This is a genomic window from Sinomicrobium weinanense (genome assembly GCF_018863395.1).
GTDB lineage: Bacteria > Bacteroidota > Bacteroidia > Flavobacteriales > Flavobacteriaceae > Sinomicrobium > Sinomicrobium weinanense.
Map to the genome: position 1 here is coordinate 108,082 of NZ_JAHKRR010000007.1, position 13,339 is coordinate 121,420.

11 protein-coding genes are annotated in these 13,339 nt (G+C 45.6%); 7 read left to right on the forward strand and 4 right to left on the reverse strand.

The window, feature by feature from the left end:
- Window positions 1-27: 27 nt before the first annotated feature.
- From KN811_RS17235 to KN811_RS17245, 3 genes are all read right to left on the reverse strand, one after another.
- Window positions 28-990: a FecR family protein gene (locus KN811_RS17235; RefSeq protein WP_187964134.1), complete on the reverse strand. Its 963-nt coding sequence runs from the start codon at window positions 988-990 to the stop codon at window positions 28-30.
- 94 nt (window positions 991-1,084) lie between these two features.
- The gene (locus tag KN811_RS17240) at window positions 1,085-2,353 is read right to left on the reverse strand and encodes a metallophosphoesterase (protein WP_187964133.1); all 1,269 of its coding nucleotides are present in this window, start codon (window positions 2,351-2,353) and stop codon (window positions 1,085-1,087) included.
- Between the two features lie 27 nt (window positions 2,354-2,380).
- Window positions 2,381-2,977: an RNA polymerase sigma-70 factor gene (locus KN811_RS17245; RefSeq protein ID WP_187964132.1), complete on the reverse strand. Its 597-nt coding sequence runs from the start codon at window positions 2,975-2,977 to the stop codon at window positions 2,381-2,383.
- Window positions 2,978-3,456: 479 nt separating this feature from the next.
- Between KN811_RS17245 and KN811_RS17250 the strand changes: the two genes are divergently transcribed.
- The 7 genes from KN811_RS17250 to KN811_RS17280 all read left to right on the forward strand — a co-directional run bounded on the left by KN811_RS17250 (window position 3,457) and on the right by KN811_RS17280 (window position 11,669).
- Complete coding sequence (locus KN811_RS17250) at window positions 3,457-3,873, forward strand: HYC_CC_PP family protein (protein ID WP_187964131.1); 417 nt, start codon at window positions 3,457-3,459, stop codon at window positions 3,871-3,873.
- Between the two features lie 244 nt (window positions 3,874-4,117).
- A complete protein-coding gene (locus KN811_RS17255) occupies window positions 4,118-4,678 on the forward strand; it encodes a DUF3347 domain-containing protein (RefSeq protein ID WP_187964130.1) in 561 nt (186 codons plus the stop codon).
- The gene (locus KN811_RS17260) at window positions 4,679-5,128 is read left to right on the forward strand and encodes a heme-binding domain-containing protein (RefSeq protein WP_187964129.1); all 450 of its coding nucleotides are present in this window, start codon (window positions 4,679-4,681) and stop codon (window positions 5,126-5,128) included. It abuts the gene before it with no gap.
- A gap of 203 nt (window positions 5,129-5,331) precedes the next feature.
- On the forward strand, window positions 5,332-5,727 hold the full coding sequence (locus KN811_RS17265) for a hypothetical protein (RefSeq protein WP_187964128.1): 396 nt from the start codon (window positions 5,332-5,334) through the stop codon (window positions 5,725-5,727).
- A 295-nt stretch (window positions 5,728-6,022) separates the two neighbouring features.
- Window positions 6,023-7,384 carry a TolC family protein gene (locus KN811_RS17270; protein ID WP_187964127.1) on the forward strand — a complete coding sequence of 454 codons (1,362 nt, stop codon included), beginning with the start codon at window positions 6,023-6,025 and terminating at the stop codon, window positions 7,382-7,384.
- Window positions 7,385-7,396: 12 nt separating this feature from the next.
- Entirely contained in the window at window positions 7,397-10,576 is a 3,180-nt protein-coding gene (locus KN811_RS17275) for an efflux RND transporter permease subunit (RefSeq protein ID WP_187964126.1), read from the forward strand.
- Window position 10,577: 1 nt separating this feature from the next.
- A complete protein-coding gene (locus KN811_RS17280) occupies window positions 10,578-11,669 on the forward strand; it encodes an efflux RND transporter periplasmic adaptor subunit (RefSeq protein WP_187964125.1) in 1,092 nt (363 codons plus the stop codon).
- A 189-nt stretch (window positions 11,670-11,858) separates the two neighbouring features.
- Here the strand turns inward: KN811_RS17280 and KN811_RS17285 are convergent, their stop codons facing one another.
- Complete coding sequence (locus tag KN811_RS17285) at window positions 11,859-13,256, reverse strand: aminotransferase-like domain-containing protein (protein WP_187964124.1); 1,398 nt, start codon at window positions 13,254-13,256, stop codon at window positions 11,859-11,861.
- Between the last annotated feature and the right edge of the window lie 83 nt (window positions 13,257-13,339).

The following is a 13,339-nucleotide window of genomic DNA, read 5'->3' on the forward strand; positions in this document are numbered from 1 at the left end:
GAGTGTTGGCGCACTCCCTTTTTTGGTTTATTTCATTTCTAGCACAATGGTATCCTTGTTTTTAATGTTATACGTTATGGGTGAGGAAATGGTAAAAAGGTTCAGCACCTTGTCCAGGCCTGCATTGTTAAATGTCCCGGTATATTTGTAGTTCAGGAGTTTTTCGGACCGGAGGACAAAGGTCACGCCATATTTTCGCTCCAGGTCGCGCACTACCTGGCGCATGGGGGTGGCATCAAAGGAAAGCCTGCCCTCCTGCCATGCCGTGACATGGCGGGTATTTGCCCTTTCAACTTTCAGCCTTTTGCCGGACTTGCTGTAGGTAGCTTTTTGAGCGGGTTTTAATATCACGGTTTCCCTGTCCCCCTCGCGGCCCACCTCTACCTTGCCTTGGACCAGGGTAGTTTCTACCTGTTCGTCTTCGCGGTATGATTTTACGTTAAAGGAAGTGCCCAGCACTTTTACCTTAACGCCATTGGCCGTAACAATAAAGGGCATTTTTTCATTGCGACTGACTTTGAAAAAAGCCTCTCCGTTAAGCTCCACATTCCTGACCGAACCATTAAATTCTTCCGGATAAATCAATTCGCTATTGGCATTGAGGGTGACCCGGGTGCCGTCGGAAAGTGAAATTTCCCTGGTATCCCCGACAGAAGTCGTTGCGATCAGCAGGCCTTTCTGTCCCGGTTGGAGAAAGGAAGGCATTTTTTCCATGTAGACACCAGACAGTGCTAAAAACAATAACACGGTAGCTGCTATCCCGGTATAGCGATATAATTTTTTCTTCCTTGCTTTTCTGATGATCCTTTTGCGCGCATATTCCCGGTCGCCGGGCAGGTTTTCGCCAAGCCCTTCGGCGACATACCGGGCTTTTAAGCTATTGAATTTTTTCTGCAATCCGGGGTCGGTACGCAAGCGGCGCAGTACTTCCTTTTTTTCAGTGGAAGACAGCTCTCCCCTGATATATTGCAACAGTCTTTTTTCTTCCATTTTAACCGTAGGTTCTATATACAGTACGTAAATATGCATATAGCCCCCCCAATCAAAAGGGCAGTTTTTTTGTCAACCGGTATTAATTAGGTGTTTAGGCGTTGAAACGCAACTCTTTCAGCACCTGTCCGTCGAGAGCAGACATTACGACCTTTAACTCTTTTGAAGTGGCATGTCCGGTGATGCACGTAGCCGCTCCGGGTTTGGGCCCTCCGCCGATCAGTTGGCCGTAGGGGCGTTTTTCATTCGGCGGGAAATAGGCATGCCGATGTGTATGCCCGGAGATGATCAGTTGTACATTTCCCCTGACGAGCAGGTCGTGCCATTTGTCATATCCGTCCTCACATATCCATCCGTTATGACCGCCCCATATCGAAGGCCATCGTTCGGGGACTTCCGCGTCCCATATCAGCGGGATATGCATAAAAGCGATCCGGAAGGGGGCTGAGGTAAACCACGGCTGTTCGATCACTTCTGCGAGCCACCAGGCCTGCTCTTCGCGGAAATTCTCAAAATCGAGAAGCCCTGCATAGGACTTATAGTCATCGGGTTTGTCTTCGCCGGTGTCGAGTACAATACAGGCCAGCGGCCCCTGGCGGAAACCGTAGTAATACTGGTCGCCGGGCCCTGTCAGGTAGTCCTGTAAGTGCCTGGCGCTGCGCCCGCGCACATCGTGATTGCCCCGGGAGAGCATCAGCGGTACGGAGGCGGCCGAGGCTTTTCCGCCCGGTTTCAGGAACTGGTCTACAATTTGTTCTTCCCTGAAAATGTTGTTGGTGATGTCGCCGTTCCACATCAGCCAGTCCGGTCGCTGATCTTCTAACATGGCAGTCAGTTGTTCGAGCGTCTCCTGGTATTCGTGGGTGTCGTTCCAGCAGGAAAACACAGCGGTATCTGCGTTGGCATCGAGCGTACGGAAACGCAGGATATCACTGTTTACCGCTTCGCCCTGTTCATGCTTGTAGTCGGTTTTGTAAACGATCTGTTGTAAATGTACCCTGTAAAAATATTCTTTTCCGGGTTTAAGGCCGGTCAGCTTAAAGCGCAATACCCGTTCCGAAGTGGGGAACATGCCGTACTGAGCTGCGTCTGTCCTGAGCCCGAGCTGTTCGTTGCGGCCATATTCTACCCATCCGGTAGCCAGGTCGTGGGGTGCTACAATAATTTCGGCTTCATCAGGGCCAATATTGGCCAAAACGGGAGGTGCTCCAAATCCGAACTCTTTTTCGCCCTCAGGTTGTTTACCTGCCGTAACGGCCAGTAGCGGGGCTGCGGGCATTCCCAATCCCGCTACGGAAAGGACTGTGGCATTTTTCAGAAAATTTCTCCGGCCGGGAAGTTGGTTGTTCAGTTTTTTCATCATGTTGTATCGGTGCGATTTTATCGGTTTTTAAAACAGGGAAAGAAACTCCTGGAGATGCACTCTCATATGTTTCAATGCCCTGGTCAGATGGTTTTCTACGGTTTTTACGGAAATATGAAGCTCTTCCGATATCTCTTTGCGTTTAAGCCCTTCAAACCTGCTCTTTACAAATACAGTTTTACATTTTTCGGGGAGCAACTCCAGTGCTTTCAACACCTGTTTTTCCAATTCTTTTTCAATAACGGAAGAAGAAACATCATCGGCCAGGGCTGAATAATTTACAAGGGCTTCTTCCTGCAGGGTATCGCGGTAAATATTTAACCGGGACTTTCTTTTCCTCAGGAAATCCAGGCAGGCATTCCTGGTCATGCGATACAGGTAGTTATTGACGTTCCTATTCCTGTCTATTACATTTCTCTTGTTCCATATCTTAACAAAGACATCCTGGACAATTTCCTGGGCATCCTCCCTGTTACCTATATAATTTACCGCTATATAGAGGAGTTTGTCGTAATACAGTTCAAACAATATCTCATAAGCTCTTTCATCCCCCCGGTTGACCCGGGCTATAACAGCTTCATTGTCGATGCGGATTTCTTCCTCCCGATGTAAAGAGTGGTCCATTGTATCGTTGGTTAGTGAACTCTCGTATCACAGCACTATCATACTTCCTCAACAACGCTCCATCCGGGGGCAAAAGCGCGTTTTGTTCAAATACAAAATGTCAGGAAAACAGTTTTAAAGAAAACAGACAGATCTATGGCACTGTTCCGGACAGACCGGATATTATCCTTTTTGTATTATTTATATTTTTTATAGGTTACATTAAATAAAAGTTCATTTCTTCCGTCTAAAGTATCAAATATTTTTTTGTGTTCGAAAACATTTGTAAAAAAAATTAAATTTCACCCTGAAAATATAACAACTGACAGAAGGGTTTACTGCACCAATTTTGACCGGGGCAACATTTAATCGTCCGGGGAACTTTTGTAATTTCCATAAGCAGACTGAATATCCTGACGATCCGGGCCCGGTTGGTTTCCTTCTCAAAATATTGTTAAAAGGAAGTATTCATAAAACAAATTTTATAGTTTTGTTTTGAAATGAAAGGTTTTATCCACAAGATCGCAGCCGTGTTCATGACATTTGTAGTGCTTTTGTCTACAATGTCGTTCACCATAAATATGCATTGTTGTGGAGACTCCATAAGAGATATTTCTCTTCTTGACAAAGCAGAGGCTTGTAGCATGGACATGCAAAAAAGTTTAACTACACCCGATTGTACTATTTCTTCAGAGGATTGTTGTAGTGACAAATGCATCGTCATAGAAGGACAGGGACAACTTAAACCCACTTCGAGCACTACTGTTATTGAACAACAGGCATTTGTTGCTGCCTTTATTTATACCTATCTCAACCTGTTTGAAGGCTTAGAAAAAGGATTTGTTCCCTTCAGGGATTATGAACCGCCTTTATTGACATCCGATGTCCAGGTCCTTTACGAAACTTACCTTATTTGATATTTAAGCATCAGGCATTTTCCGCCTGTATGCCCTGTTCCCTCCTATGAGGCGAATCCCTTATGCCCGGGATCTGCCTGGGCATTCTTTATGCATACCTAATTATCAACGCATTAACCTTTTACATCGTGAAACGGCATATCAATCCCGGTTAACCATATGTTCGCCCGGAAGAAGTCATATTGGCCTTTCCGCGAGATTTTAACAAGAACACTTTATTATTTCAACCTTTAAATCTATCATTATGAGAGTACTCCAAGTAAGTCTGGGAATTGCAATACTATCTTTTGCATCCCTCAGTGCAATGCCTGGCGCAAGCACCCCAATGCAGAACAGGCCGGAAAAGAACGGCAACGGCATCAATGCCATCGTGCAGGACGAGATTGCCACTACCATTGTAAACCAGTATTTAGACCTGAAAAATGCCCTGGTGGAAAGCAATTCCGAAAAAGCTGCACAGGCCGGCGGCAAACTGGCCAAAACACTAAAAAAGTTTGATGTTAGCAGCTATGAACAAGGACAGCAACAGGAATTAAAAGAGATTGTTGAGGATGCCATTGAGCACGGAGAGCACATTTCGAAAAGCAAAATCGGCCACCAGCGGGAACACTTTGAGATATTAAGCGAAGACATTGTGGACATGGTAGCCATAACCGGCACCTCCCAAACATTATATCAACAGTACTGTCCGATGTACAATGAGAACAAAGGAGGTTTTTGGCTAAGTACGGAAGAGGAGATCAAAAACCCGTACTTTGGAAGCAAGATGCTGACATGTGGAAAAGTACAAAAGAAGATCGGTTAAATGAAGTATCTTAAAATTTCAGGATTACTGATATTGGTTGCGCTTGTGGGTATACAATTTATACCCACTTCGCTCAACCAAAGCGAGGTTGTACCCCCATCGGACTTTATGATCTCCAACGAGGTACCGGAACATATAGAACGAAAAATCCGGGTGTCGTGTTACGACTGCCATAGCAACAACACTGAATATCCGTGGTATAGTACGGTTCAGCCTATGGCATGGATATTGGAAGATCATATTACCGAAGGAAAGGAGGAACTGAACTTCAGTGAATGGGACGACTATTCTTCCAGAAAAAAAAGGAGCAAGCTAAGGTCCGTTAAAAGTCAGATCGAAAGCAATAAAATGCCGCTTTCTTCTTATACCCTGTTACACCGGGATGCCGTAATCAGTGAAAAAGAAAAAAAGATGCTCCTGGAATGGTTAGAGACTCTCGAGGCTCGCTGATCAGTTCCCGATGTAGCCGGAAAACCCAAAGCCGTTTCGGCCGGGGTAGCAGAAATTCATAAAGCAGGCGCAAAGTGACACAGAGATTATACAGAAGTGGCAAATATGACCCGAAATTATTAATGTAAAGTTAATTCCCCCAGGTTAAAGGGTTGTCCGGAAGCATTTTTATACTTTTGGGAGCCTTACTGATAAAGCAGCGTATGAGAAACGGCTTATCGATCTTATTAACCCTTATTATTTTCTTCACGTCTTCCTGTGCGGTGAAAAAGGTCGTTATGCATTATCTCGATATGCATCAGGGGATCCCTGCAAAGGCCCATATGCCCACGAATCCGGCAGAAGCCCGGGCGGCCTATTTTATCAATTGTACATTCAAGAGCGGAGCAGACTTTCAATATAATACCAATGATGTATTGGCCGTTCTTCAGACCCTGAAGCTCCAGGCTCCCCTTTTATTGCTAAGCTCGCTTATCCTTGTATTTTTAAGCCTGCATTATTCTTCTCCCTTAAACTTCCGTGTACCTGCTCAAAACGGAGGTTTTCCAATAAAGATACCCATTTACAAACAATTAAGACAATTCGTCCTCTACGCCTGATCTCCCGTTTTTAGTACTGTCAATATTTTAACCTGTAAGATTGAAGAAGATTGATGAAAGATTGAATTCCGATAGCTATCGGGAGATTGATCTTAAACATTTCAATCCCGTTCAATCTTGCCGCGTAGCGGATCAATCTCCTGTCAATCTTTTAACCTTGCCTTTGTCTGCACGGAAAAAGACGCATAAGAGAACCAAAGGCGATGCCCTGAGTTTCTCGAAGGGGATAAAATTCAGACAGTTTCTTAAATATACATTTTTTTAGTTTCAACAATCATCACAACTCTTAAAAATCATGAGGTATTATATACCGCTGGTGGTCATTTTATGGTGTACCAGCTGGAAAACTCAGGCACAGGAGAGGGACATGATCTCCTTAACAGCCCTGTACAATGCTGCCATGCAATATCCCGACATCAAAGCCCGGGAAGCCGCAATAGCGGAAACCAATGTTCAGTACAACCTGATACAGCTTGCCAATCTTCCCCGAATAGATATCCAGGCACAGAACACTTTTGGAAGTGCTCAGAGAACGGGAGGGGCTTTCTTTCCCCTTCCGGGCATTTTTAATATAAGCGGAACCGGCACGGAGGCCTATGCCACTGCTACCAACATGGTAGCTTCGGGAACCGTTCAATGGAACGCTATTCAATTCGGAAAACACCGGAACCGTGTAAAGGCCAGCCGTATCCGGAAAGAACAGGCTATAACTTCCATGGACCTGGAGAAATTAAGCCTTAAACGCAAAATATCCCGGGCGTATATAGACTGGTTATATTATCACAACATGAAAAACTGGGCGGCAAGAGAAATAGGCCGTTTTAGTCAGCTCATGGACATTTCCAGGAGTTTAGTAAGATCGGGCATTGCAGCAGCCGGGGATTCGCTAATGGTAAAGGCCTCTCTGCAACAGGCAGAGGCCTTAAAGGAATCCTGGAAAGGCAGAATAGCTTCGACAAGCAACACCCTCACCCGGTTTACCGGTATACCATTACAAAGTGTACAGCAAACTACATCGCGTTTTTTTACCACGATCGGAGAAAACATGTGGATGGATCCCATACCGGAAAATCACCCTGTTGTACAATTGCAGCAACAGGAAATAGCTTTTACAAAAAAACAAAAGCAAATAGCTGGCAAAAATATCCTTCCGGACATTTCTCTTTTAGCCGGAGGCCAGTTGCGGGGTGTTTCTTTTTCCGATACAGCAGGCGGATCATGGGAGGACAGCTATAATATGCCCGTACAAAATTACCTGGTGGGGGTCGGTATGACCTGGAACCTCAACAGCGTTTACACCGCACCTTTGGAAGTCCGCCGGTATGAGGAACAGATAAACCGCTATAAAGCAGAAGAAGAAAGTATAAACCTGGGCATCCTGGAAGACCACGAATCTGCACAGCAACAGCTCATACATACGGCAAAACAGATCCGGGAAGCAGAACAGGCTTATGCTGCTGCAAAAAAGGCCTATCAGTTATACGAGGTAAGATACCGCAACGGCATCATTGACCTCACCGACCTGCTTCAAATACAGCAAACCTTACAATTTACAGACAAGGAAAGGATCACCGCCTATTATCAGTACTGGCAGTACGTTATACGTTTAGCCGGGGCCCGGGCAGATTTTTCCCTGTTGACCCGAACATTCAATTAAAAAATTTAAAATATGAAAATAATCAGGCTCTCACTGAGAAACCCTATCGCCGTTATCGTGGTGATTCTGGCCCTCATATATTTCTCCTTCCTGGCCATACGGAAGATCAAAGTTGATATTTTTCCTCAGATAACATCTCCTGCCATTTATATCGCCATGCCATACGGAGGATTGTCTCCCGCATATATGGATGGTTTCATGGCCAACGAGTTTCAAAAAGTACTGGTTTTTGTCAGTGGCGTACAGGACATGGAATTTAAAAGTGTCCAGGGACTTACCCTGATGAAACTTTCTTTTTACCCGGGAACCGATATGGCGCAGGCAGCCGCAGAAGTATCTACACAGGTATCCCGTGCCATGGCATTTACCCCTCCGGGGGCGGTCCCTCCCCAAGTGGTTCGTTTCGATGCCGGGGCACAACCCGTAGGCCAGTTGGTGTTCGAAAGCCCGAAACGTTCTATCGGGGAACTTCAAAACCTGGTACTGTCCCGTATTCGTCCCATGTTTGTCAATATCCCAGGGATCAGCGCCCCGGCACCTTTCGGGGGGAATACCCGGACCATGGTGGTCAATGTTATTCCCGAACAAATGCACGCTTATGGTTTAACGGCAGAAGAGGTTATGCTCGCCATTAACCGGAATAATTTCCCTTCACCGGCCGGTAATGTGCAAATTGACAACCAGGATTATATGGTCCCGGTCAATACCCTGGAGCTGGGTCCGGAAGACTTTTTAAATACTCCTGTAAAAACCGGAAACGGGCCTACGGTATTTATCCGCGATATTGCCACTGTCACCGACGGAACGGACAAAATTACAGGATATGCATTGGTTAACGGAAAGCGTACGGTATATCTTCCCATCATAAAAAAGGCAGATGCATCTACCCTGGATGCCATAAATAACCTTAAAAATTCCATGGACCTTCTCAAAGATACACTCCCTGAGGATGTCTCTGTGGAGTACGTATTCGATCAGTCCGGATATATAGAAAATGCGCTTTCCAATCTGATGCATGAAGGAATACTCGGAGCCCTGTTAACGGGACTCATGGTACTTCTGTTCCTGGGAGACAAACGAGGGGCGCTCATTGTTGTACTTACAATACCCATCGCCATTTTATCGGCCATAATCACCCTCTATTTGTTTGATCAGACCATAAATATAATGACCCTGAGTGGCCTGGCCCTCGCCATCGGGGTACTGGTAGACGAGGCTACGGTAACGATCGAGAATATTCACCAGCATTTTGAAACGAACAAACCCAAAAGCAGGGCCGTTTTAGATGCCTTGCTGGAAATCTCGGTTCCCAAATTGCTTATCCTTTTATGTATCCTCGCCGTACTGATCCCGTCGTTCATGATGGCCGGTGTACCGAGGGATATGTTTATGCCATTGTCCATAGCGGTCGGTGCAGCAATGGTCGCTTCGTTTCTCGCTTCCCAAACCTTTATCCCGGTGCTGGCTAACTGGATCATGAAAAACAATCACACCGCCCGGGAACAGAAAAAGCAACCGGGACGTTTTGAGAAATTCAGGAATACATACCTCCATACAATTCTGGGCGGCAAAAAACGTAAACCGCAGATCGTGGGGGGCTATCTCTTAATTGTAATCCTCCTGGTAGGACTCTGCTTCTCATGGATAGGGACAGATATTCTGCCGGCCAGTGATGCCAGGGACCTACAGTTGCGTATCCAGGCACCGCAGGGATCAACACTTGAAAAAACCGAGGAATATATTCTAAACATTGAAGATCTCATAAAGGAAGAAACAGGAGAGGGTGGAATTAAGATCACTTCCGCTTTTGTAGGGATGCATTCCCCAAACTCTCCGATCAATCCTATTTTTCTGTTTACCACCGGATCTCACGAAGCGGTTTTGCAGTTTTCGGTCAACGGGGAGGCCTACAACGGTTCCATGGAAGCCCTGAAAGAAAGGATCCGGAACAAGGTAGCCGGCAAATTCCCGGAAATACAACTCACTTTTGAACCGATGGAGCTCGTGGAAAAGATCATGAGCCAGGGCAATACCACTCCCATAGCCATAAAAATACTGGGCAAAGACCTGAGCCAGGCCAAAACATATGCGCTAAAGTTACAGGACAGGTTAAAAGATATCGACTATATGAGGGATGTCCATATCACCGAACCTCTGAACTACCCCAGTATTTCCGTACAGGTAGACCGCGAACGGGTAGCCCAGTTCGGCTTGAGCATGAAACAGGTAAATGCAGCCCTGACCACGGCAACTTCCTCATCGCGGTACATCAACAAAAATGTATGGATAGATCCTAATTCGGGCCTGGTCTACCAGGTACAGGTGCAACTACCGGAAACCCGTATCAAAGCTCTGAACGATCTGAGAAAACTACCGTTAAAACCCGGTAGTCTTCATCCCATTTTAGAAGATGTAGCAGACCTGACCCCTTCGGAAGAGCAGGGACAGGTTAACCGACAGGGACCAAACCGGTTCATTACCCTGCTGGCAAATACACACGACAAGGACCTGGGGAGTGCCGCGGTCGCCGTAAAAAAAGCCATTCGGGATATTGGTCCTCCCCCGAGGGGTTACCTGGTTAAAATGACAGGAGCTACTGAAATACTGGGAAGCACCCTTTCGGGCTTGCAGGAAGGATTATTCATTGCCATCATTGTCATTTTTCTATTGCTCTCGGCATACTATCAATCATTCCAGGTGTCCGCCGTTATCCTGTCTATGGTACCGGCAGTGATTGGAGGCAGCCTGCTGTTCCTGCTGTTTAGTGGAAGTACGCTTAATCTGCAGTCCTACATGGGGATGATCATGGCCGTCGGCGTTTCCGTATCCAATGCGGTATTGATCGTAAACCAGGCAGAAGTTTACCGGACAACACAGAGGATCCCGGCATTTAAAGCCGCTCTGGGGGCAGTTGAATCGCGTTTCCGCCCTATTTTAATGACAGCTTCGGCCATGATCGCAGGAATGATCCCCATGGCCCTGGGCATAGGAGACGGAGGAGGACAGGTAGCACCATTGGGGCAGGCCGTTATCGGCGGATTGCTTTTCTCTACTTTGGCCTCTCTCCTGGTATTGCCGTATATCTATACACTGATCCGCAGCAAAGCCACGTTTGACAGTGTATCCCTGGATCCGGACGACCCTTCATCCAAATACTTTACACCTCAGTCTGAAACAAAAATCGAATCATAAAATGAAAACAATCCATAATTCCATACTGGCAGTGTTTACCGTATTGGCGGTTTCCTGCAATACCGATAAACAAGACCCCGTAACAAAGGCCTCTCCGGGGAAGGAAAATGTTATTTCCCTGTCTACCATCAAAGCTAAAAAAGATACCGTAAGCTATACCTTAAGCCTGCCCGGGGAACTGTATCCGTACGAATCTGTGACACTCTATGCCAAAATAGAAGGTTTCGTCGACAAGTTATACGTCGACCGGGGAAGCCAGGTAAAAAAAGACCAGTTGCTGGCCACACTGGATGCTCCCGAGATCGCACAGCACTACCTGGCGGCCAGGGCAAAGCAACGCGAGGTCTTTCAAAAGTTGAATTTCAGTGAGGCCAACTATCGCCGGATGCTGGACGCTTCTCGCGTGGAAGGTGCAGTATCTACCCTGGAACTGGAACAGGCCAATACCCGTTTTTTAGGTGACAGCGCCGCACATAACGCTATACAAGCCGAAATGGAGGCCGCCGAGGAGCTTCAGAATTATACCAGGGTGAAGGCTCCGTTCTCCGGGGTTATTACAAGACGGCCGGTTTCTCCGGGAACACTGGTGGGAAATACGGAAGAACCCTTATTTGACCTGGCCAGGCAGAATAAATTAAGGCTGGTAGTTGCTATTCCCGAAAAACACGCTCAGGCCATACAGGATAGCGTTACCGCTGTTTTCACCGTAAACAGCCTTAAAAACAGGACTTTCAGGGCGGGTTTTTCCCGGAGCAGCGTTGCCCTAGACCCGCAATTGCGTTCCTTAATGGTAGAATTTGATGTGGATAACCCCGGCCAGGTACTCAAGGCTGGTTCTTACGCCCGGGTTCAATTGAATTTCAGGCGAAGCACTCCTTCTGTCCGGGTGCTACAAAGCAGTATTATACGTACAAAATCCGAAAATTATGTAGCCCGTGTCATCGAAAATAAAATTAATCTGGTCCCGGTCGACATCGGCCTCGGTTCCGGGGGCTGGACAGAGATCTCCGGGGCCATAGAAGCGGGTGACATCATTGTTAAGCAAGGGAGTACAAGCCTGACGGAAGGTATGCCCGTTCAACTAAAGGATTAACTGTTTAAACCGACCTGGGTTTCCATCTTAGAAATTACAAATGACCTATATGGAAACCCGGGTTTCATCGTTTTCTCTGGTATCTCCACGAACAGCTGAACCTATGAATCCGTGCTTCTGCCAGTAATCCATCGCAAAATCCCCGGCATCGATGAACTCTTATATCGTTTCAGGACCGCGCTGCAATATTTAATCCAGAATCTGCTTTACAGTCTCAATAAATTTGTCCATCTCCACATCGTTCAGCGAAGCAAATCCAATCCTGACCCCATTGAATCTTTCGATAAAAATATTATCGGTTTCGAGTAAATAGCCTTGTTCTAAAAGTTTATCAGGCAGGTTTTTTAATACCTCCGCATTTTTGAAAACCAACCAGACCGACATGCCTCCTTCAGGTTTTATGAAACTCAGGTGTTCTGAAAGATTATTTTGTAACAAAGAACAAAAATAATCTCTGCGATGCTTATATATCCTGACAGTTTTTTTTAAATGCCGGTTCAAATCACCGGACTTTATAAATTCACTTACCGCTCTTTCTAATAAAGGATCGCCCTGCCTGTCAATGATCCTTCTCAATTTATTAGCAGCCTCCATGATCTCTTTCGGAGCAACAAAATACCCCACACGTACAGATGGTGAGAGACATTTACTGAAAGAACCTATGTAGATTACACGGCCATCTTTATTTAAACTTGCCAGGGGCAGTACCGGGCTATTGTTATAATGCAAATCATAGTCATAATCATCCTCCAGTATGTAAAAATTATGCTTTATGGCCAGTTGCAACAATTCAATACGGCGTTTGGGAGAAAGCCTTACTGTTGTCGGATAATGATGATGGGGTGTTATGTACAGCAATTTGACTTTCTTCTTTTTACAAATCTCATCCACCTGGCCCACATCGATACCTTCCCTGTCTACTGCTATATGGGCTATCTTACCTCCCAAATGATTAATAATATTGTCAACTATCTGATAGCCGGGCAAACTTGTAATGCAATAATCATCCTTTTTTAATAAGGTACTAACAGCAATATAAATTGCCATCTGGCTCCCCCTGGTTATAAAAATGTTCTGACCATTGGTCATTATTCCCCTGGTAGTATGCAGGTAAGATCTTAGTGTCATTCTCAAATCAAGATCTCCCTCAATATGATTGTATTTCAACAAAGCACTAAAAGCATTTTTGGAAAGAATGGAACGATGATATCCATACAGCGTATTCAATGGTGATAACCTTACATCAGGAACCCCATCATCGATAAGGCGGACATTATTATAATCAAGGTATAAGGATTCAAGAAAACGGAATTTATTGACTTTATGGCCAGTTCCTTCTACCGCTTCCCCAAAAACCGTATGCTGCAATGGCTTATACTTTAATTTGGGCAAATTATTTGATACGAAGGTCCCCCTGCATTCATAACTTTCCAACCAGCCCTGACTGGATAGTTCTTCAATAGCAGCTATAACAGTTTTACGGTTTAAATTTAGTAAATCTCCAAGCACTCTGGCTCCGGGTAATTTCTGTCCGGGAAAAAGATGTCCTTCATGGATCGATTTAATTATGGCATCTGTTAACTGCAAGTAGATCGGTTTAGTTGATTCCCTACTAAACTTTAATATCGATTTCCATGGAAACATATACAGCCATTTTCAGGTCCTTAATC

Bases quoted from the DNA above. Each gene is read 5' to 3' on its own strand.
- KN811_RS17265 (WP_187964128.1), top strand. From the start codon at position 5,332: ATGAGAAACGGCTTATCGATCTTATTAACCCTTATTATTTTCTTCACG.
- KN811_RS17255 (WP_187964130.1), top strand. From the start codon at position 4,118: ATGAGAGTACTCCAAGTAAGTCTGGGAATTGCAATACTATCTTTTGCA.
- KN811_RS17260 (WP_187964129.1), top strand. From the start codon at position 4,679: ATGAAGTATCTTAAAATTTCAGGATTACTGATATTGGTTGCGCTTGTG.
- KN811_RS17275 (WP_187964126.1), top strand. From the start codon at position 7,397: ATGAAAATAATCAGGCTCTCACTGAGAAACCCTATCGCCGTTATCGTG.
- KN811_RS17270 (WP_187964127.1), top strand. From the start codon at position 6,023: ATGAGGTATTATATACCGCTGGTGGTCATTTTATGGTGTACCAGCTGG.
- KN811_RS17235 (WP_187964134.1), bottom strand. From the start codon at position 990: ATGGAAGAAAAAAGACTGTTGCAATATATCAGGGGAGAGCTGTCTTCC.
- KN811_RS17240 (WP_187964133.1), bottom strand. From the start codon at position 2,353: ATGATGAAAAAACTGAACAACCAACTTCCCGGCCGGAGAAATTTTCTG.
- KN811_RS17250 (WP_187964131.1), top strand. From the start codon at position 3,457: ATGAAAGGTTTTATCCACAAGATCGCAGCCGTGTTCATGACATTTGTA.
- KN811_RS17280 (WP_187964125.1), top strand. From the start codon at position 10,578: ATGAAAACAATCCATAATTCCATACTGGCAGTGTTTACCGTATTGGCG.
- KN811_RS17245 (WP_187964132.1), bottom strand. From the start codon at position 2,977: ATGGACCACTCTTTACATCGGGAGGAAGAAATCCGCATCGACAATGAA.